This window comes from Spirosoma flavum, assembly GCF_042686045.1.
In the GTDB taxonomy this organism is placed as follows: domain Bacteria; phylum Bacteroidota; class Bacteroidia; order Cytophagales; family Spirosomataceae; genus Spirosoma; species Spirosoma flavum.
Map to the genome: position 1 here is coordinate 612,884 of NZ_JBHUOM010000023.1, position 20,653 is coordinate 633,536.

Here is a 20,653-nt window from a genome sequence, read left to right on the forward strand (position 1 = left end):
CTGGTAATCTGATGGAAAGACGAGATTTTTTACAGAAAACTACACTCGGTGCAATGGCGCTGTCTTTCCCCCAAGTGCCCGATTTTTTTACCGATAAACGAATGGGCATTGTTGTGCATTCGTATTGGAGTCGTTGGAATTCGAAAGTAGACAGCAAGAAGTATCCGGCCTTCACCAATGCCATTGAACTGCTCGATCATTGCCACCAACTTGGCGCTGGTGGTGTGCAGGTAATCGTAAATGGCTGGTCAGGCGACTTTGCGAAGAAGGTACGCGATGAGCGGGAGAAGCTGGGACTCTATCTGGAAGGGTCAATTGGCTTACCAAAAAAAGCAGAAGATGTTCCAAAATTTGAACAGGATGTTGCCAATGCACGGGAAGCCGGTGCACAGGTATTACGAACGGTCTGTTCGAGCGGACGACGGTATGAAACCTATCACTCTCCCGAAGCTTTTGACGAATTAAAGAAAAGCGCACTGATTTCGTTACAATTGGCTGAGCCGGTTCTCCGCAAGCACAAAGTCAAACTGGGCGTCGAAAATCATAAAGACTGGCTTGCCCCCGACTTGGTAAATCTGTTGAAACAAGTCAATAGCGAATGGATCGGCGTAACCCTCGATTTTGGCAATAGCATGGCGTTGCTGGAAGATCCAATGGAGGTTGTCCAAACGCTGGCGCCGTATGTGTTCAGTACGCATGTGAAAGACATGGCGGTTGAGGAATATCCTGATGGGTTTCTGTTGTCGGAAGTGCCCATGGGAAAAGGAATGCTGGACCTGCCAAAGATGGTCGATCTCTGTAGAAAGCATAATCCAGCCGGTACATTTAGTTTGGAAATGATCACACGAGATCCGCTGGAAATTCCATGTTTAACGAATGCTTACTGGGAAACCTTCAGCGCCTTGCCGGGCTCTGAATTAGCCCGAATGCTCCGGACAGTCAGGAAGAATAAATATGCAGGTGGTCTTCCGCGGGTTGCCCAGTTGACTCCCGAAGCTAAACTTGCCCTTGAAGAAGAAAACATTATAGCCTGTCTGAATTACAGTAGAGATAAGCTGGGAATGAAATAAGTGAATAAAGTAATGTGTTTCTGTCATCCCGACCGGTCCGCCGGTCGGGATGACAGAAATGTAATTTCAACAGAAAATAGCGTATAAGAATGAGTAAAGAATTACTACCGGGCATAAAGCAATTTGACCTCACCGGAAAATCGGCCATCATTACCGGTGGCTCCAAAGGCCTTGGGTTAGCGATGGCGGCCGGGTTAGCGTCGGCAGGTGCCAATGTGATGCTGGTAAACCGCAACGCCGATGAAGGTGCACAAGCTGCTCAGGAACTACGGACTGATTTTGGCGTAAACGCAATCTCCTTCCCTGCCGACATTACCAAAGTAGACCAGACAGAAGCTATGGCTAAAGCGGCCATATACGCATTTGGCCAAATCGATATTCTGATCAATAGTGCCGGAATAAATATTCGGGGAGCCATTGACGAAATCACACCTGAGGATTTCAACAAAGTGATGGAGGTTAATGTAACGGGAACATGGCTTTGTTGCCGGGCCGTTACGCCCTACATGAAAAAGGCAGGCAGTGGTAGCATCATCAATTTAGCCAGCACGTTGGGTTTAGTCGGGTTGGCCAACCGGACGCCCTACACGTCGAGCAAAGGGGCAGTTGTGCAAATGACGCGAGCTCTTGCGCTGGAGTTGGCTCTATTCAATATCAATGTCAATGCAATTTGTCCGGGCCCTTTCCTGACCGAAATGAATCTGCCCATTGCCGACACCGAAGAAGGGAAAAAATTTGTGGTGGGTGCTACGGCGCTTGGCCGTTGGGGACATCTCCGGGAAATTCAGGGAGCGGCTATTTTTCTAGCCAGCAGTGCCGCCACGTTTATGGTGGGTTCCATGCTCACCGTAGACGGCGGCTGGACGGCTAGGTAGGTTATGGTGGTGTCGGGTGGCCGGTGCCATCTCAAACCCGACATTTCGCGTCAGCCACTTAGACAACCCTTTACATTTACCCATTCCCTAACTCTCTCATAATGGAACAGATAAGTAGCAAGAAGCCAACCCGAGCGCGTTACGGGATGTTAGCACTCGTATTCGTCAATGTAGCCATTAGCTATCTTGACCGGACTAATATTGGGGTTGCCGCTTCAGCGCTTGGCAAAGATCTGCACTTATCGAAAATTGAATTAGGCTATATTTTGTCGGCTTTCGGGTGGGCGTATGCTGCGTTGCAGATTCCCGGCGGGTTAATCGCCGACCGTTTTGGCCCTCGTATTTTATACGCGTTCTGTTTAATTACCTGGTCAATAGTTACCCTGGCGCATGTGCTTGTCAGGGGGATTGCCAGTCTATTTTTTCTTCGATTGGCCACGGGCACGTTGGAAGCACCTTCTTATCCAATCAATAACCGGGTTGTAACCAGTTGGTTTCCAGACAATGAGCGAGCATCGGCCATTGCTATGTACGTGTCAGGACAGTTTATCGGGCTGGCTTTCCTGAGCCCGATTCTGGCAATAGTTCAAGTGTATGCGGGCTGGCAAGGGCTGTTTATCGGTACTGGTCTGGTTGGTTTGATATGGGGTATTGTCTGGTATCTTTTCTACCGCGATCCGCTGGATAGTCCGAATGTGAATCAAGCTGAACTGGATTATATTGAAGAAGGCGGAGGGTTATTTAGAGTGAAAGACCGGACTAAGGCACAGGCCAATTTATGGCGATGGTCGAATGTGAAACATATCTTTTCGAGCCGAACATTGTGGGGCGTTTACATCGGGCAGTTTGCGGTCAATGCCACCCTTTGGTTTTTCCTAACCTGGTTTCCAACCTATTTAGTGGAATACCGGCACTTAGGCTTTATCAAATCGGGTTATCTGGCTTCGGTGCCTTTTCTAGCTGCCTGTGCGGGTTTACTACTATCCGGTTTTCTGTCCGATCGGTTAGTCAAGCAGGGGAAATCGGTAAGTATGGCCCGAAAAGCACCCATTATTGTTGGGCTTCTTTTGTCGGTAAGCATCGTCGGGGCTAATTACACAAACGATACCGCCCTGGTCATCTTCTTCCTGTCATTAGCCTTTTTTGGGTCAGGTATGGCGTTGATTTCCTGGGTGTTTGTATCCATACTGTCGCCTAAAGAACTGATTGGATTAACGGGTGGCGTATTTAATTTTATGGGCAATCTTGCCTCCATTGTGGTGCCAATTGTGATCGGCTATCTGGTACAGGGTGGGGATTTCAAACCAGCTTTGGTATTTATTGGTGCATTAGGCTTGATTGGCGCCTGTTCGTACATATTCCTGGTCGGGAAAATAGAACGGGTTGTCATCCCCGACACCACAAATTTATTGTTTGTTTCCAACCAGAAATAATGACAGGCTGGCTTGGTGAGTCCTAAAAATTAATCCTGATAAAGCCACACTCGAGCATAATCGGTGTGGCTTTACCGTTCGTTTCAGAACTGATTTCGTTGCAGAAAACCGTCCAGCCTTAACCAGTCTATGATGAGATTTATTCTAACCAGCCTTACCACTATTTTGATAATTACAGGCTGTTGGGCGCAGTCGACTCCTACACCTCGTGCTGTTGCCACGTACCGAAATCCGGTCATAGCGGGCGATTTTGCCGATCCGTCGATCATCCGCGTTGGCAATACCTATTATGCTGCGGGCACTTCGTCGGAGTGGGGACCGCCCTACCCGATCTATACTTCAAGTGATTTGGTCAATTGGGAATACGTCGGTCCTGTTTTCAAAACCGCGCCCGACTGGACAATGGGCAGCTACTGGGCTCCGGAATTGTTTTACCGAAATGGCACTTATTACGTCTATTATACCGCCCGCCGAAAATCAAACAAACGGTCGTATATCGGCGTTGCCACTACCCGCGACCTTGGCAAAGGCTTCACTGACAAAGGATTGCTGCTCGAATGGACTACAGAAGCCATTGATGCTTTTGTGCTCGAAGATGCAGGTAAGTTATATATTACCTGGAAAGCGTATGGGCTGGACAAGGGAAAGGACATCGAGATTTTAGGGGCTGAACTTGCCCCCGACGGACTCAAGGTTACGGGCAAAGCCTTTACATTATTAAAAGCCGACCGTAACAACTGGGAATCTGGCGGTGCCGAAGGGCAGGCAATTTTCAAGCGAGGGCGTTATTATTATATGACTTATTCGGGCAATACCTGTTGTGGTGCACACTGTAACTATCAGGTTGGCTTAGCCCGTGCCGAAAAACTGCAAGGTCCGTGGGAAAAATACGCGGGGAACCCAGTATTGGTCAGCGACGACGCCTGGAAATGCCCCGGTCATGGAACCATCGTCACCACCCCCGACAATCGCTATTTCTATCTGCACCACGCTTACAACGGAACTGATTTTACATTCACCGGACGGCAGGGTGTCTTGAGTGAGTTAGTCTGGGATGATAAAACCCAGTGGCCCGCTTTTCGGTATGGCACCGCAACGCCCGTCCAAGCCGAATCACCGCTTGGTGCGATTCAGAAAAAAGAAGCTGATCTAGCCATTGATTTCGGAAAGGCAGTGCCAGAAATTTCCTGGGTCTGGGACGTAAGTCTTCCCAAACCTGATTTTTCCGTTCAGGACGGCCAGTTGCACTTGGTCAACAATGCGACTAATTCTACGGGTAGTTTTCTGGGGTTAGTTATCAAAAAAGGCACGTATACCTTCTCGACAGAAATCAGTCCGCAAAACGACGTACTACAAAGTATATGTCTGTACGGTGATGCGATGAATGCGCTGGGATTTGGTATCAGAAAAGGTTCTCTAGAGCTTTGGCAAGTTAAAGACGGCATTCGGACAGTACTCAAAAAGCAATCTATTCCCGACAATATACCCTCAGTCAACTTACAGTTACACAGTCGTTTGGGTCAGTTTTACACATTTAACTGGGAAACAAAAGATTCGGCATCTCAACCCATACTAGACACTCCGTTAGATGGCTCGTTTCTGCCGCGCTGGGATCGGGCACCACGTATAGGAATTAGCCTGTCGGGGGAAAAGAAAGGCAGCAGTATTGTTCGCTCAATCCAGATGAAATATGAGTAATGAGGGAGCAAATTAGTAATTCCCAGCTTAGTTCTTTGCCTGAAGGGTCAGAGAATTACCAATTTTCATAGGGTAGTTTTGGCGGGATTGGCAGTTTTCCAATGAACCGGCTATCAGCCAATACTGGTCATACATTGCCTGGCTGCCAATCGATCAGGCACAAGCAGACGATTGGCTCGGAGTAATTGTACAGGCAAATTCCCAATAAAGTAAGTCAAAATGGAAAAAGTAATTGCAAAATCCCGTTGGTATCGTCTGATACCGATAGCGTTTATTACATACAGTCTTGCTTACCTAGATAGGGCAAATTTTGGGTTTGGAGCAGCCAGTGGGATGGCCACTGATTTACATATTACCCCGGCAATGTCTTCCTTGCTTGGGTCCTTATTTTTTCTGGGTTATTTCTTTTTTCAGGTTCCCGGTGCCATCTACGCTGAAAACAGAAGTGCGAAGAAGTTGATCTTTTGGTCCTTGATTATGTGGGGTGGGCTGGCGATGGCAACCGGCATAATCAGCAATGTAAATGTGCTGATTGTTGTTCGGTTTATGCTTGGTGTCGTAGAGAGCGCGGTTATGCCATCTATGCTACTTTTTTTAAGCAGGTGGTTTACCAAAGCAGAGCGTTCCCGCGCCAATACCTTTTTGATTCTCGGCAACCCAGCTACTATTCTTTGGATGTCTGTTCTATCGGGTTATTTAATAAAAGCGGTAGGCTGGCGATGGATGTTTATTCTGGAAGGACTTCCGGCAATAATTTGGGCATTCTTTTGGTGGAGACTAGTTGTTGATAAACCGAAGGATGCGACCTGGTTAACCGAAACAGAAAAGCTTGATTTAGAGGAACAGTTGCAGAAGGAGCAACAAGGTATTAAACCCGTTAAAAATTATGCTGAAGCCTTTAAATCCAGAATCGTTATTCTGCTAAGTCTGCAATACGCTTTATGGAGTATTGGTGTTTACGGTTTTGTCATGTGGCTGCCGTCTATTCTCAATGCTGCCCCCAATATGAACATCGTAAAAACCGGCTGGCTGTCTGCCGTTCCTTACATTCTGGCTGTTGTAGGCATGTTAAGTGCTTCTTATTTTTCTGACAAAACATTAAACAGAAAAATATTTGTTTGGCCATTTTTATTGGTTGGTGCTATTGCCTTTTACGGCTCGTACTTAATTGGTGTAAATCACTTTTGGTTATCCTTTGTACTGCTAATTATTGCAGGTGGTGCCATGTATGCCCCTTATGGACCATTCTTTGCCATTATTCCAGAAATTTTACCCAAAAATGTAGCAGGTGGTGCTATGGCCCTTATCAATAGTTTAGGTGCTTTAGGGTCATTTGCCGGCTCTTATGTTGTAGGCTACTTAAATGGAACAACGGGCGGTTTCGGTGCTTCTTATATTTTTATGGCTGGCTCCCTATTCCTTTCAGCTATTATTACCATAGTTGCAGTAAAACCGTCTGGTGCGCAACCTAAAATAAGTGCCTGATAATGGAAACTCAATCCGCTAATTCTACTAACTACTGAAGCTAGATTTCAGTCTTCGATTGGAACGACAACAGCGGCCAGACTACTCACCTCACTGAAGGATAGCCTAAAGATTAAGGTTGACAAAGAAATGTTTACGTATTATTTTCAACCGTAAACAGGAAAAACGTATACCTTAATGCTTTAGCAAGTATACATGAATAATCGAAGTCAAACGCGTTAAGCCTTGTCGGTTAGTCATATCAACAGTATAGCTGACCAATAAAACCAGCTATTAATTCGTCAACCTGCCCTATAGCTGTTCACTTTTTATGACTACAAAACGCAGAGCTTTTCTACAACAGGCTACCGGCTTATTGGGCTTAACCAGTTTGTTGAGTCTCGTTGAAGCTCAAACTTTCGCCAATAGCTTGACCGGCGTTTCGTCAAAGGCTTCCAAACCTTACATCGTATTTGTCACAGGTGACCATGAGTATAGTGGCGAACTTACCTTACCGCTAATTGCCGCCGAACTGGAAAAGAACTATGGGATGCGTACAAAAGTACTGAAGGCCTATCCAGACTATAATGGCGAAAAAGACATTCCCGGACTGGAGGCTCTTCGTGAGGCCGATCTAGCCGTTTTTTACTTACGCTGGCGGCAACTGCCGCAGGAGCAGCTCCAATATATTGATGATTACCTGAAATCCGGCAAACCTGTAATGGGTTTTAGGACGACTAGCCATGCGTTTAATTATCCGGACGGCGATAGCCGCAAAAACTGGAATGCGTTCGGTGAATTCGCGCTGGGCAGCCCGCCGGGTTGGGGTGGTAAGGCCGCTCATACGCATTACGGCCACAAGAGTACGACCGATGTTACGATCATTCCCGAAGCGGCAAAAAATCCGATTCTGACGGGCGTCGAACCGGCTTTCCATGCGTCGTCTTGGCTCTATCGGGTATTGCCCGACTACCCGGCCAAAGGGGCAGTCCCGTTGCTCATGGGCAAATCGGTCAATCCGGATAAAGAGGCCATTGACAATCCGGTGGCCTGGACGTGGCAGAATCAATGGGGCGGCAAAGCCTTTATGACAACCCTGGGTCACCCGGAAGACTTTCAGGTGGAATCGTTTCAACGGCTGGTTATCAATGCCATCCATTGGGAATTAGGAAAGCCTATTCCTAAAAAGTGGAAGGGCAAAATAGCTATTGATGTCCCTTACGGCCACCCAAAAAAATCCTGATCCTATGAAATCGTTTATGACTAGGGCAACTAGCCTCTATGGATTGTTCTTCCTAATTGGGTTGGTACTCATCGTATTCAGTGGCTTTCAATCGGGCAATAATTCTGAACCGATACCTATCAAAAAAGGGTCTCATATTAGTTTACTTGGCGGTAATCTGGGGTCAAGGATGATGAATTACGGCCAATTTGAGACCGAAATGCAGGTACGATATCCAGATGATATGCTTTACATCCGCAACATGTGCGATGGTGGAGATACGCCCGGTTTCAGACCTCATGCTAGCCGAAACTCCCCCTGGGCGTTTCCAGGAGCAGAGAAGTTTCAGACCGAATACGCCAACCCGTCAGCTAGCGAGGGTCATTTCGAAACACCCGATCAATGGCTAACCCGGCTCAAAACAGATGTGATCATCGCTTTTTTCGGCTATAGCGAATCCTTTCAGGGAAAAGAAGGACTGGCAAATTATAAAGCTGAATTGGATGCGTTTATCAAATATACGTTGAGCCAGAAATACAATGGAACAACTCCCCCGCAGCTGGCCATTGTATCGCCCATAGCCTTTGAGGATTTATCTAAAAGCTATGATCTCCCGAATGGAAAGACTGAAAATGAGAATCTTTCCATGTACACGAAAGCGATGAAGGAAGTAGTCGAGCAAAACAGTCGGACCGACGCTCGGGTGCTCTTTGTCGATGCGTTTACGCCTTCCCAAACCTGGTACGAATCCAGTAAAGAACCGCTGACCATTGATGGGTCTCAACTCAACGAAGCTGGCTACAAAAAGCTGGGCGTTTTACTGGCTGACCAAGTTTTCGGCCAGACTTCTCCCAAAGCTGAAGCCAACAGAACGTTGATTCATAATGCGGTACTGGAGAAGAACTGGATGTGGCACAATGACTACAAAATTCCCAACGGAGTTCACGTATACGGGCGTCGTTATAATCCGTTTGGTCAGGACAATTACCCAGCTGAAATTGAGAAAATCAGGGAGATGACGGATATTCGTGACAAGGCCATTTGGCTGGCAGCATCCAAGGGTGAAAAAATGGACGTTGCTGCTGCGGATAAAAATACGAAGCCATTGCCCGCCGTAAAGACCAATTTCAACCCGGAGAAAAACGGCAGCCTGCAATATCTCTACGGAGCAGACGCGCTTAAAAAGTTAAAAGTACCCCAGGGCTACAAAATCGAGCTTTTTGCCTCTGAAGAAGAATTTCCAGATTTGGCCAAACCGATGCAGATGTCCTTTGACAATAAAGGTCGGCTGTGGATTGCAACAATGCCCAGTTATCCCCATTACAAACCGGGTGATACAAAGCCAAATGACAAAATTATTATTCTTGAAGATACCAATGGCGATGGGAAAGCCGACAAACAGACGATTTTCGCCGATGGTTTACATCTTCCTCTTGGCTTCGAGATCGCTAAAGAAGGCGTTTATGTCTCTCAGGGTACCAACCTGAAACTCTACTCCGACACGGATGGCGACGACAAGGCCGACAAAAAGGAAATTCTCCTGAGCGGCTATGACGATCATGACACGCACCACAATAGTCATGCCTTCACAACTGATCCATCCGGCGCTATTTATTCGGGAGAAGGGGTCTTTTTACATACCAATGTAGAAACCTCTTACGGGACAATTCGTGCGACCAACGGTGGTTTTTATCGGTATACTCCCCAACGGCATAAACTGGAACGTACCGCGCAACTGTCTATTCCGAATCCGTGGGGTATCGCTTTCGATGAGTGGGGACAGCCATTTTTTGCTGAGACATCCAGCCCGGATGTTCGCTGGATGATGCCGGGTTCGGTCTTGCCACGGTATGGTGAAGCCACCCACAAATCGGTCCAGTTAATTGAAGAAGCGCATCGGGTACGGCCAACGTCCGGGCTGGAATTTGTGTCCAGTCGCCACTTTCCCGACGAACTTCAGGGTGATTTCCTGATAAATAATACCATTGGCTTTTTAGGTATGAAAGAGCATACGTTAGTAGATGATGGCACAGGCTACAAAAGCAAGCATCGGATGGATCTGGTCGTTAGTGAAGACCGAAACTTCCGGCCCGTAGATATGGAGTTTGCGCCGGATGGCTCTCTTTACCTGATTGACTGGCACAACATCCTGATTGGCCATATGCAACATAACGCCAGAGACCCGCTGCGGGACCATTCGCATGGCCGTGTTTACCGCATTACCTATCCATCGCGCCCACTAGTAAAACCGGCCAACATAGATGGAGCCAGCGTAGAGGAACTATTGAATAACCTCAAACTTCCTGAATACCGCACCCGCTACAGAACCCGGCGGGAGCTCAGGGGCCGGGACGTTTCTGAGGTACTGGCCAAACTGACTACCTGGGTGGCGGGATTAGATAAAAATGACCCCAAATACGAACACCATCTATTGGAAGGTTTATGGGTGAGCTGGGGAATGAATAAAGTGGATCAAAAGCTACTGCGACAAGTACTCAAGGCGAAAGATTACCACGCCAGAGCCGCTGCCGTTCAGGTTGTCCGGTATACGGGCCATCAGGTTATCGATCAGGTAGATTTGCTACTGCAAGCCGTTCGGGATGATAATAGCCGGGTCCGGTTGGCCGCAATTGTGGCGGCTTCCTGGATTGGAAAAGACAAAGGGCTGCCCATTCTGGCCGAAGCGACCAAAAAGCCATTGGATGACTGGATGGTTCATGCGCATGAAGCAGCCGTTGCCCACCTGAAAGGGGTAAATGTTGAAAAGGAAAAAGAAGTGATAGCAAAATCAACGCTGAAAGGTCAAGAGCTCGCGTTGTTCAATTTAGGTAAACAAATTTACGCCAAAGAAGGCTATTGTACTACCTGTCATCAACCCGATGGTAAAGGACTTACGGCCTCCGGATTTCCACCGCTTACCGGTACAAACTGGGTATCCGGTAACGAGGATCGGTTGATCAAAATAGCCCTAAAAGGAATTATGGGACCAATAGACGTGGTTGGCAAAACCTATCCCGGTCAGGTTCCCATGACACCCTTCGGGGGGTTGCTCAAAGACAATGAGATAGCCGCCGTATTGACATATGTACGGAATTCATTTGGCAACAGCGCTCCGGCTGTCCTTCCCGATAAGGTTGCAAAAGTTAGGGCCGCGACCAAAAGCAAAATCGATTTCTATTCTCCAACTCAGTTGCTCAAAGATCATCCAATGGAAAAATGATGACCTTACCTGACATACACTAGCTACTTACCTATGCCATCTCCTTTTCCTTTTCGCTTTGGAGCCGAAGCGTACACGTGGTTTATGAATAACAATGGTCAAACCCACGCCAACCAACTGGGGCACATGATCGACATTACGGCTCAGGCGGGTTTTGCGGGTATCGAACCGATTCATAACTGGATGGGCGACCTCCCCGACCCCGAAAGCCTGGCCCGAAAACTAAATGAGCAAGGCGTTGAACTAGCTGCTATTGCTCTGGCTCTGGACTGGAACGGGGCTGAAGAAACGGAACAGGAACAGTACGAAGCCGACCGGTGTATTACGTTGCTAAAACACTTTCCGGGTGCCCTGCTCTGCACCGTGCAAAAACCAACGGGGCGGCATGACCTCGAAACTCGCCGACGAAATCTCGTCAATATAGTTAATCGGGTTTCGCGCCGGGCGGTCGATCAAGGAGTTCCCTGTAGTTTTCATCCAAATTCCCCCCACTCGTCCATAACCCGTACCGAAGAAGATTACCGCATAATTATTGAATCGCTCGACGCGTCGGTAACGGGCTGGACACCCGACGTGGGCCACCTCATCAATGGCGGCATGGATCCATTGACAAAAATGAAAGAGTATGCATCGCTCATCAATCTTGTTCACTACAAAGACTGGAGTGGTGAGCCTGAATTTGCTTTGTTGGGAAAAGGAAAAGTTGATTTTATAAGTATCACCCAGTGGTTGATTGAGCAGCAATACAGTGGCTGGATCATCTGCGAAGATGAAGGACCGGAAGCGATGGACGATCCCGACGGGGTTACGTTGCACGACGGACACTGGGTTAGGGAAACGCTGCTCCCGGCATTGTTGTAGTCATTTTTTAACTTAATACTCATGCCTTTCGTAGAAACCAACGGCATCAATTTATATTATGAGGAGCAGGGAACGGGTGAGCCTCTGCTGCTGATTATGGGCATAACGGCTCCGGGTTCTACATGGAAAAAACACGTTGACGACTGGCAGCAGCACTTTCGCTGTATTTTGGGCGATAACCGGGGAGTTGGCCAGTCCGACAAGCCGGCGGGTCTGTACAGTAGCGCGCAAATGGCAGACGATTATGCAGGATTGATCGACAAACTTGGGGTAAAAATGGTGCGGGTGGTTGGCGTGTCTATGGGCAGTACGATTGCTCAACAATTGGCCCTGCGACACCCCGATAAAGTACATTCACTAGTGCTGATGTGTCCCTGGGCCCGATGCGATCGCACTGCTGTTGCCATCTTCCGACATATGGCAACGATCAAAGCCCGGCTCCGACCCGAGGAATTTGCCAATTATATTCAATTACTAATTTACGCAAAGCGAAGCTGGGACGACGACACTACGTTTGCGGATCTTCTGGCGGGTCGGCAGCAGGCGACAATTGATGAACATCCGCAACCTCTGCATGGCCTCGAAGGGCAGGCCGAAGCATGTATTACGCATAATACGCTGGCCGAACTAGGTAAGATCGAGAAACCGTGTTTAGTTATTGGCGGTCGGAAGGATATTTTTACACCTGTCTGGATGAGTGAAGAAGTAGCCGGAGCGATTCGAAACAGCGAACTGCACCTGTATGATGATGCCGGACACGCGTTCCATTGGGAATGCATCGAAGACTTTAACCCTCGCGTGAGAAACTGGTTAGTAGCCCATTAACCCTCCGTATTGAAAAAAATATATTTCGCAAACGAAACGATCAAACCTCGTTTAAGCAGTCACGAATAAAGTCTCAACTACGCTTCTATGTCAACTTTACCCCTAACTCAACCGTCACTATCTCCCGTTGGATTTAATGTATTGGCCTGGTCAGCCGTCATGTCGGAAAAATTGAATCCAATAGCCGATCGTCTCAAAAAAATTGGCTATGATGGGGTTGAATGCTTCATTGATAATCAGGGCGTTGATACTTACCGGCAATTCGGCGCTCATTTGCGGCAGGTGGGTTTGCAAAGTACCTGCGTTATGGTCGTTGGTCCCGATGAAAACCCGGTTAGTGAGTCGGCCAAAATCCGCGAACAGGCATTAATCTATTTGAAGGGAGCCATTGATCGCGCCCATGCCATGGATGCTTCGGTTATTTGCGGCCCCTTTCACTCAGCTTTTGCCACCTTCAGCCGACGTGAGCCGCAACAGGATGAATATGCCCGTAGTGCCGAGGTGCTTCATGCTGCCGGAGAGTACGCCAAACAGGCCAATATCGTGCTGGCACCGGAAGCCCTGAACCGCTTCGAATGTTACCTCTGTAACACCATGGACCAGCTATTGGATTTAGTACGTCGGGCTGATCACCCAAATGTTCGGGCCATGTTTGATACGCATCACGCGAACATAGAAGAAAAACGCTTTCCAGAAGCCATTCATACCATTTTCCCCGTATTGTCGCACGTTCACATTAGTGAAAATGACCGGGGAACACCCGGCGATGGACATATTCCCTGGGATGATACCTTTCGGACGCTGGCCGAATTGAAGTATAACGGTTGGATGACTATTGAAGCATTTACGCGGAATGATGTTGATTTTGCCAACTCCATCAACGTTTGGCGGGAATATAATGACCCCTGGGATGTGGCCGAAAACGGGTTTACATTCATCAAAAAGATGCAGGCTCAATATGCCAGCTAATTGATTTTACAACAGTCCAAATGATTGTAGAGGAAGAAAGGATTATGTAACGGCTATTCAACCACGTACACATGGGCTGTATATGTGGTTGCATGGCCGTTAGTGATCTGACAGAGAAACGACGATATTTTTCGCGGGTGCCTTGTTGAGCACCAGTAAAATCAGTGGCATAGCCAGCGCAAATAGCAGCCCCACGGCCAAATAGGCATCCAGGTAACTCAACACAGACGCCTGACGGGTAACGGATTGATCCAATAATTGATAACTCTGCCGAACAGCGTCTAACTCAGTAGCTCCCTTGGCAACGAAACGGTGTCCAACCGACGTCAGCCATTGCGTCGTTTCGGCATCGTTTGACGTCAGATTTGTCACTAAGTCAGTGCGGTGCTGAGCAATTCGATTGGCCAGATAGGTGTTTACGCCGGAGATCCCAAACGAACCACCCAATTGCCGCATCATATTATTGAAAGCCGCTCCCTGCGGAATTTCGGTCGCACTAAGGCCCGATACGGCCAGAGCCGTTAGTGGAACGGTCAACAGGGCTAAACCAACTCCCCGGAAGATAAGTGGAATATAGAAATCCCCTTTGCCAACATCTGGCCCCAAATGGCCCATTTTCCAGCTGAATGTCATGAATAAGAGAAAACCCATGACAATAATGAACGGAATGGGTACACCAGCCTGCAAAAGCCTGGCTGTCATTATGAGAGCTACAATAGCGATCAGGGCACCGGGCAACAGGAGCAAACCCGTGTCTAATGCGGGGAAACCTAACAACCGTTGGGCGAATACAGGGGTCAGAAAAACACTGGTGAATAAGCCTACGCCCGTCACAAACGTCAATATGGAGGCTACGGCTAAAGTTGGACTGCGGAGAACCCGCAGGTTGACGATTGGCTGCGAAATACGAAGCTCCCACCAGACAAACCCGATTATACCCATTATAGCAACGCCGGTCAGGTAAATGATATAATTCGTGTCAAACCAGTCCTCCTGTTCGCCCCGCTCCAGTACAATTTGCAAGGCTCCGATACCGAGAATAAGCAGCAGTAGGCCCAGGTAATCTACTTTCTTAATTGCCTGCCTTTGCTTGGGTTCTTCCACCAAAAGAAATGAACCTAACAGCACGATCAGGCCAATAGGGACATTTACCAAAAAAATCCAGTTCCAGTCTGTTATCTCCAGAATATACCCACCCAGGGTTGGACCGATGGTTGGCCCTGTGAAGACGCCAATTCCGAAAATCGCGCTAGCCACCGAACGTTTATTAACGGGAAACGACTCAAAGACAATGACTTGAGATGTGGACAGTAAAGCCCCTCCCCCAATACCCTGAATAAATCGAAAGGCCACCAGCATCCAGATATTAGTGGATAAACCACACATCAGCGAGGCTAGTGTAAAGAGCGCTATCGAGCCGATAAAATAGTTTCGTCGGCCTATAAGGGCGGCAAGAAAACCCGTTAGCGGAATAACAATAACATTGGCAATTGCGTATGAGGTGATTACCCAGGAGGTATCTTCAAGCGTTGCGCCGAGATTACCACTCATCTGCGACAAAGCCACATTGACAATGGAGATATCGATTAACTCCATTACAGCGGCAGCAATTACGGTGGTCGTCAATAAAATTAAACGAGTTGTATTCATAAAAATACCGATTGGTATATTTTTAGGTAAATTACTACAGCCTGACACCTACAACGGTCACCGTAGACAAGCCTTTTCTGGAAACGATTTGGTTATCGAGTTACTTGTATTCTGGCGATACTGGTACTAGCCACGTTTCAGCTACATCATGCCTTAAGTTGCCTAATAAGCATCTCTACAGTCTTTAAAACTTTATCCAGACTAGCGGGATTGTTGGTTACCCTGGCAATCATGAGACCGCCTTCAATCAGGGCGATGATCGATAAAGCGGTTTGTTCAGCCGCTACATCTTTCTTAAATTCACCCGCTTCTACACCAGCCCGGATAAGCTCAATAATGTTTTTCTTCCAGTTCAGAACGGCTTTTGAAGCTTTATCTTTGAGAAGATTATTTGTATCATCGGCTTCAATAGCTGTATTTAGGATGGGACACCCCCCTTTTGGAAAAGCAGCCTGGGTGAAACTGTGGTAGAATTGAGCATAAACGGACAGTTTATCATGGAATGAGCTAACTTGCTGCATTCGCTGTTGAACCACCCGATTAATTTTGGCGAGGTTGTAATCAAAACAGGCTAAAGCTACTTCTTCCTTACTGTCGAAATTCCCATAGATACTACCTTTAGTCAAACCGGTAGCCTGCGTCAGGTCCGACAAAGCCGTTCCGGCATAGCCCTTTGTGTTGAAAATCCCGGCGGTCGTTTCGATAATGAACTGACGGGTTCTCTCTGCTTTCGACAATTCTTTGTTCATGCAACAAATATACCGTTTGGTATTTTAATTAGTATCTTTGTCTAACAAATATTTATCACAACGGTAAAACAAATTAATCTGGCGACTACTTTTGACCAGTCATTTTTGAATCGATTACTATGCTACATCGAGTTGTTATCACGGGTATAGGCGCCTTGACCCCCATCGGTCACGATGTGCCCACGTTCTGGCAGAATATATTGGCGGGGCAAAGTGGTGCTGCAACCATTACCCGTTTTGATGCGTCCCTGTTTCGGACACATTTTGCCTGCGAACTCAAGAATTATGTTGCTTCTCAGTATCTAAGCCATGCTGACATTAAGCGAACAGACCGATTTACGCAGTACGCGCTGATTGCCTCCGATCAGGCCATCCTGGACTCAGGATTTGATTTTCAGAAGATGGATCCCTTCGATGTTGGCGTCATCTGGGGCTCTGGTCAGGGCGGCATGGAAACGTTTGAAGAACAAGTAACCGAATATGTATTGGGCAATGGTCAACCCCGGTTTAGTCCATTCTTTGTGCCCAAGCTGATTGCTAACATGGCGTCTGGTATGATTTCCCTCCGTAACGGCTACATGGGGATTAACTACACCACCGTTTCGGCCTGTGCCACCTCCAATACAGCCCTGATGGATGCCTTCACTTACATTCGGCTAGGAAAGGCTAAAATTATTGTGAGCGGAGGCTCCGAAGCGCCCATTACACCAGCTTCTTTTGGCGGGTTCAGTGCCATGAAAGCGATGTCGACCCGCAATGATGACCCAACCACGGCTTCACGGCCCTTTGATGTCCACCGAGATGGATTTGTGATGGGTGAAGGTGCTGGCGCACTCATATTAGAAGAGTACGAACACGCCGTAAAGCGGGGCGCTCATATCTACGGCGAAGTAACAGGAGCCTCCATGACCGCTGATGCGTATCACATGACAGCCACCCATCCGGAGGGATTGGGTGCCCTGAAAGCAATGCAACTGGCGCTGGATGAAGCTGGCATTACCATCGCCGATGTGGATTACCTGAACACACACGCAACGTCTACGCCAGTGGGTGACCTCTCGGAAATCAAAGCGGTAACAAAACTCACAGGCAATCAGAAAACAAAACTTCATATCAGCGCCACCAAATCCATGACGGGTCATTTACTGGGAGCCGCCGGAGCCATTGAAGCCATAATCTGTCTGCTTTCCATGCGGGATAGTGTCATTCCGCCAACGATCAACACAACCGAATTAGACCCATCCATACCTCCCCAGTTAAACATTGTCCTGGGCGAACCACTAGCCACACCCGTGCGTGTTGCCATGAGTAATACCTTTGGCTTTGGCGGTCATAATGGGATTGTTGTTTTTCAAGCGGTATAATATCTGCCTTTCAAGGCAATACTAAATCGTGATCCGTACTCCGTACGTATGTATAGTATATTGGATTACCTCATCCCACCAGCGACTAGTTTATCTGCTGGCGAATAGATCCATGTAATGTATGTGAGACGGGAAGAATTATTTCAGGGGCCAAACGGGCACAAAAACAACTTGGCAACAAGGTTTATCCATCTGGATATGTCCGTTTAGTAGGTAATAGTTGGTGAGGAATGGTAATATGGAGTACTAGACACCAAAAACATAGCTTGTTTTGTTAAGCTTTCCCTACCTTCGAATTACTCTGATACAAGTTTTGTACTATACATCAGCGTATTGTCAACGCCAGTATTCTCCCTCTAAACCACACAAATAGCCGGACTACTTAAAGATAGTGACAACCGTTCCATTTTTTGTTAGCTAGCTGATTTTGTAGATTTGGCAAGATTATTCAACTATGGACGCCTGGGAACGATTTAAAAAACGATTTATCCCGAATTCGGGCAATGACTTTAAAGCAATTGATGAAGCTTGTTTTTGGAGAGTAGACATGCATTCGCATTTACTCCCCGGTATTGACGATGGAGTTAAAGATCCTGAGCAAACACTGGTCTGCCTGCAACAAATGGTGGCCTGGGGAATTCAACGGATCATTACCACGCCCCACGTAAGCCGGGATTGGTATCCTAATTCGTCAGCCATGTTGCGCGAGGGGCAGGTTCAATTACAGGCACTGGCCGATGCTCACGACCTGCCTGTTCAGATTGACGTAGCCGCTGAGTATATGCTTGATGAATTCTTTCCGGATTTATTGAATACCGATGATCTACTGTCATTCGGAACCGAGCGCTATCTGCTTATCGAAACAGGCTGGTCATCTGCCCCGCAGCACTTGGATGATATTATATTTCGCATTCAAACGCGTGGTTACACTCCCGTATTAGCTCACCCTGAACGCTACACGTATTACCACAACGACGAAGAGAGCCTTCTTCGATTACGTAATATCGGGTGTTTATTTCAGCTTAACTGGCTCTCGCTAACCGGGCGCTATGGAAATAAAGTTCGTGCACAGGCACAACGATTACTTAAAAACAACTGGGTTGATTTTGTGGGGAGCGATCTCCATCGTCCAGAAGATTTGCCTGCCCTCGGCTCTCTGTTTAGCTTGCCTGAGTATGAACTGCTCCGTTCTCAGCCACTACGGAATGCGTCGCTACTACCATAAATAGTGACAAGCTATCAGGCACCTTAGTGAGTATACCAGGAACAATATGTAGGTTTAAGCAATTGCCTGAACAAGCGACGGGGTACGGTATGTACGCCGAATAATATAGTTCTTTTTGTTCTGCGATTCGTAGTAGGTTCGCATCTGAATTTCAAGAACAATCCCAAAAGCCAGGAATTGCAGCCCGGCCAACAGCCAGACAATTCCCACGGCGAAGCGGTCAAGTCCGTTGACGCCTGGGTCAGTCACCCATAGAAAGCGCATCGCTAAAAAAAAGCCACCCAACATAAGGGAAAGCCCCAGACCACCGAACAAGTGCATGGGTCTGTGCATGTATCGTTTGATAAATACCAGGAAAAGCAGATCGCTCAATACCCGCCCTGTTCGCCCTAGACCGTATTTAGACTGGCCAATCCGGCGCGCATGATGACGGACGGGAAGCTGAACAATCCGGGCACCATCAAAGTGGGCCAGTATAGTTATGAACCGGTGTAATTCGCCATATAGGCCAATTCTTTTGGCAACATCAGCCCGGAAGACTTTAAGGGCGCAGCCGTTGTCATCAATGCGAAGGCCAACCGTTTTCCGAATAAGTTTATTGGCCAGCTGACTCGGAAATCGACGTAGCCAGGCGTTATCCTGACGATTCTGCCGGTGACCAACAACCAAATCGACATCCTGTTCTTCGGCCACCCGAAGCATCGGTAGGATGTCGAGCGGGTCGTTCTGCTGGTCGCCATCCATCGTTGCAATGAATGTGCCTCTGGCCGCGTCAATACCAGCAGCCAGGGCTGCGCTTTGACCATAGTTTTTCTGTAAATCGAGTATGGTCAGGCGTTCATGTCGGATCGACAGTAACTCCGCCAATGTTGGGTCGGTTGAGCCGTCGTTGACATAAATAATTTCGTAATCGAGTGTCTGCAATGCCGAATCGATCTGCAAAAGTAAAGGCTGACTATTTCCCGCTTCGTTGTAAACACAAACAACGACTGATATATACGGGCGTTTTATAGACTTGTGGTTACTCAAAGGTCTGGGTGTTAGCATAGGTTTGCTGATAACTGCTCACCATTCTGCGCAGTCCTTCTTTTAAGTCGGTAGCCGGTCGATAATTAAGCAACTGGCGAGCTTTGTCAATAGCCGCGTGGGTGTAGGGAACATCGCCAGGCTGCGTGTTTAGCCATTCGATCGGAACACGCCGTTTGGTGAGTTGTTCGAGCAGGGCTATCAATTCCAGCAGTATAACCGGGTTCGCACTGCCCAAATTAATGATCTCATACCCGTTCACCCGTTCAATTGCCTGACTGATACCGGCTACAATATCGTCCACATACGTATAATCACGCCGACTCTGCCCGTCACCAAAGAGGGTAATCGGCTGGCCGGTATGGAGTTGATGGATAAAGCGGGATATGGCCATATCGGGCCGTTGCTGCGGACCATAGACGGTAAATAAACGCAGACAGAACACTTGTAGGCCGTACAGATGGTGGTACTGCTGACACAAGCGCTCGGCAGCCCGCTTGGAAAGCGCATAGGGAGAAACCGAATCCTCAGCGGAATCAGTTTCCTGAAACGTCCCCCCAGATCGAACACCATATACAGACGAGGATGACGCGAACACCAACCGCTTAACATTAGCCGCACGCATAGCCTCTAATAGAACGGTGGTGCCGTTTACGTTATGGTCGAAGTAAGTAGCCGGATTTTGCAACGATGCCCGTACCCCGGCTAATCCCGCCAGGTGAATAACGCCATCGATCGAATGAATACGAAAAATCTGCTGTAAGAATCTCTTATCGCGGATATCTCCCTGGCAAAGAGACCAGTTAGCCAAATGCTCAAGGGCTTGTATATGCTGCCATTTTACGTCTGGATCGTAACTGTTGTTGAAATTATCAACCAACAGCACTTTATGTCCTAGCGCTAGCAAGTGTCTAGTTAACGTATGGCCAATGAAACCCGCCCCGCCGGTGATCAGAATTGTCATTTTTCGTAAACATTTAAGCTAATATAGATATAATTTGT

Annotated in this window: 16 protein-coding genes; 12 read left to right on the forward strand and 4 right to left on the reverse strand. The window is 47.8% G+C overall.

Annotation, left to right across the window (positions count from 1 at the left end; genetic code table 11):
* The first annotated feature begins 11 nt into the window (after window positions 1–11).
* The 10 genes from ACFS25_RS23245 to ACFS25_RS23290 all read left to right on the forward strand — a co-directional run bounded on the left by ACFS25_RS23245 (window position 12) and on the right by ACFS25_RS23290 (window position 13,637).
* On the forward strand, window positions 12–1,070 hold the full coding sequence (locus ACFS25_RS23245; protein WP_381505775.1) for a sugar phosphate isomerase/epimerase family protein: 1,059 nt from the start codon (window positions 12–14) through the stop codon (window positions 1,068–1,070).
* 89 nt (window positions 1,071–1,159) lie between these two features.
* Window positions 1,160–1,945, forward strand: a complete 786-nt coding sequence (locus ACFS25_RS23250; protein WP_381505777.1) for an SDR family NAD(P)-dependent oxidoreductase — start codon at window positions 1,160–1,162, stop codon at window positions 1,943–1,945.
* Window positions 1,946–2,046: 101 nt separating this feature from the next.
* Window positions 2,047–3,378, forward strand: coding sequence for an MFS transporter (locus tag ACFS25_RS23255; protein ID WP_381505779.1), 1,332 nt, complete (start codon window positions 2,047–2,049; stop codon window positions 3,376–3,378).
* Between the two features lie 129 nt (window positions 3,379–3,507).
* On the forward strand, window positions 3,508–5,076 hold the full coding sequence (locus ACFS25_RS23260) for a glycoside hydrolase family 43 protein (RefSeq protein WP_381505781.1): 1,569 nt from the start codon (window positions 3,508–3,510) through the stop codon (window positions 5,074–5,076).
* 219 nt (window positions 5,077–5,295) lie between these two features.
* Window positions 5,296–6,561, forward strand: coding sequence for an MFS transporter (locus ACFS25_RS23265; protein ID WP_381505783.1), 1,266 nt, complete (start codon window positions 5,296–5,298; stop codon window positions 6,559–6,561).
* A gap of 310 nt (window positions 6,562–6,871) precedes the next feature.
* Entirely contained in the window at window positions 6,872–7,783 is a 912-nt protein-coding gene (locus ACFS25_RS23270; RefSeq protein ID WP_381505784.1) for a ThuA domain-containing protein, read from the forward strand.
* A gap of 16 nt (window positions 7,784–7,799) precedes the next feature.
* Window positions 7,800–10,982 (forward strand): PVC-type heme-binding CxxCH protein, encoded by a 3,183-nt coding sequence (locus ACFS25_RS23275; RefSeq protein ID WP_381505786.1) that lies wholly within the window; start codon window positions 7,800–7,802, stop codon window positions 10,980–10,982.
* A gap of 33 nt (window positions 10,983–11,015) precedes the next feature.
* The gene (locus ACFS25_RS23280; protein WP_381505789.1) at window positions 11,016–11,843 is read left to right on the forward strand and encodes a sugar phosphate isomerase/epimerase family protein; all 828 of its coding nucleotides are present in this window, start codon (window positions 11,016–11,018) and stop codon (window positions 11,841–11,843) included.
* Window positions 11,844–11,864: 21 nt separating this feature from the next.
* Complete coding sequence (locus ACFS25_RS23285; RefSeq protein ID WP_381505790.1) at window positions 11,865–12,668, forward strand: alpha/beta fold hydrolase; 804 nt, start codon at window positions 11,865–11,867, stop codon at window positions 12,666–12,668.
* 87 nt (window positions 12,669–12,755) lie between these two features.
* Window positions 12,756–13,637, forward strand: coding sequence for a sugar phosphate isomerase/epimerase family protein (locus ACFS25_RS23290; RefSeq protein WP_381505792.1), 882 nt, complete (start codon window positions 12,756–12,758; stop codon window positions 13,635–13,637).
* 99 nt (window positions 13,638–13,736) lie between these two features.
* On the opposite strand, the gene ACFS25_RS23295 is transcribed toward ACFS25_RS23290, so the two are convergent.
* Both ACFS25_RS23295 and ACFS25_RS23300 read right to left on the reverse strand, forming a co-directional pair.
* On the reverse strand, window positions 13,737–15,287 hold the full coding sequence (locus ACFS25_RS23295; protein ID WP_381505794.1) for a DHA2 family efflux MFS transporter permease subunit: 1,551 nt from the start codon (window positions 15,285–15,287) through the stop codon (window positions 13,737–13,739).
* 146 nt (window positions 15,288–15,433) lie between these two features.
* Window positions 15,434–16,036, reverse strand: coding sequence for a TetR/AcrR family transcriptional regulator (locus ACFS25_RS23300; protein ID WP_381505796.1), 603 nt, complete (start codon window positions 16,034–16,036; stop codon window positions 15,434–15,436).
* 119 nt (window positions 16,037–16,155) lie between these two features.
* Between ACFS25_RS23300 and fabF the strand changes: the two genes are divergently transcribed.
* Window positions 16,156–17,400: a beta-ketoacyl-ACP synthase II gene (gene fabF, locus ACFS25_RS23305; protein ID WP_381505798.1), complete on the forward strand. Its 1,245-nt coding sequence runs from the start codon at window positions 16,156–16,158 to the stop codon at window positions 17,398–17,400.
* A 454-nt stretch (window positions 17,401–17,854) separates the two neighbouring features.
* Window positions 17,855–18,625: a tyrosine-protein phosphatase gene (locus ACFS25_RS23310; RefSeq protein ID WP_381505800.1), complete on the forward strand. Its 771-nt coding sequence runs from the start codon at window positions 17,855–17,857 to the stop codon at window positions 18,623–18,625.
* A gap of 54 nt (window positions 18,626–18,679) precedes the next feature.
* Here the strand turns inward: ACFS25_RS23310 and ACFS25_RS23315 are convergent, their stop codons facing one another.
* A complete protein-coding gene (locus tag ACFS25_RS23315; protein WP_381505802.1) occupies window positions 18,680–19,672 on the reverse strand; it encodes a glycosyltransferase family 2 protein in 993 nt (330 codons plus the stop codon).
* Entirely contained in the window at window positions 19,647–20,615 is a 969-nt protein-coding gene (locus ACFS25_RS23320; protein ID WP_381505804.1) for an SDR family NAD(P)-dependent oxidoreductase, read from the reverse strand. The genes ACFS25_RS23315 and ACFS25_RS23320 overlap by 26 nt, the downstream gene beginning before the upstream one ends.
* Window positions 20,616–20,653 lie beyond the last annotated feature (38 nt).

Bases quoted from the DNA above. Each gene is read 5' to 3' on its own strand.
- ACFS25_RS23245 (WP_381505775.1), top strand. From the start codon at position 12: ATGGAAAGACGAGATTTTTTACAGAAAACTACACTCGGTGCAATGGCG.
- ACFS25_RS23250 (WP_381505777.1), top strand. From the start codon at position 1,160: ATGAGTAAAGAATTACTACCGGGCATAAAGCAATTTGACCTCACCGGA.
- ACFS25_RS23255 (WP_381505779.1), top strand. From the start codon at position 2,047: ATGGAACAGATAAGTAGCAAGAAGCCAACCCGAGCGCGTTACGGGATG.
- ACFS25_RS23260 (WP_381505781.1), top strand. From the start codon at position 3,508: ATGATGAGATTTATTCTAACCAGCCTTACCACTATTTTGATAATTACA.
- ACFS25_RS23265 (WP_381505783.1), top strand. From the start codon at position 5,296: ATGGAAAAAGTAATTGCAAAATCCCGTTGGTATCGTCTGATACCGATA.
- ACFS25_RS23270 (WP_381505784.1), top strand. From the start codon at position 6,872: ATGACTACAAAACGCAGAGCTTTTCTACAACAGGCTACCGGCTTATTG.
- ACFS25_RS23275 (WP_381505786.1), top strand. From the start codon at position 7,800: ATGACTAGGGCAACTAGCCTCTATGGATTGTTCTTCCTAATTGGGTTG.
- ACFS25_RS23280 (WP_381505789.1), top strand. From the start codon at position 11,016: ATGCCATCTCCTTTTCCTTTTCGCTTTGGAGCCGAAGCGTACACGTGG.
- ACFS25_RS23285 (WP_381505790.1), top strand. From the start codon at position 11,865: ATGCCTTTCGTAGAAACCAACGGCATCAATTTATATTATGAGGAGCAG.
- ACFS25_RS23290 (WP_381505792.1), top strand. From the start codon at position 12,756: ATGTCAACTTTACCCCTAACTCAACCGTCACTATCTCCCGTTGGATTT.
- ACFS25_RS23295 (WP_381505794.1), bottom strand. From the start codon at position 15,287: ATGAATACAACTCGTTTAATTTTATTGACGACCACCGTAATTGCTGCC.
- ACFS25_RS23300 (WP_381505796.1), bottom strand. From the start codon at position 16,036: ATGAACAAAGAATTGTCGAAAGCAGAGAGAACCCGTCAGTTCATTATC.
- fabF (WP_381505798.1), top strand. From the start codon at position 16,156: ATGCTACATCGAGTTGTTATCACGGGTATAGGCGCCTTGACCCCCATC.
- ACFS25_RS23310 (WP_381505800.1), top strand. From the start codon at position 17,855: ATGGACGCCTGGGAACGATTTAAAAAACGATTTATCCCGAATTCGGGC.
- ACFS25_RS23315 (WP_381505802.1), bottom strand. From the start codon at position 19,672: ATGCTAACACCCAGACCTTTGAGTAACCACAAGTCTATAAAACGCCCG.
- ACFS25_RS23320 (WP_381505804.1), bottom strand. From the start codon at position 20,615: ATGACAATTCTGATCACCGGCGGGGCGGGTTTCATTGGCCATACGTTA.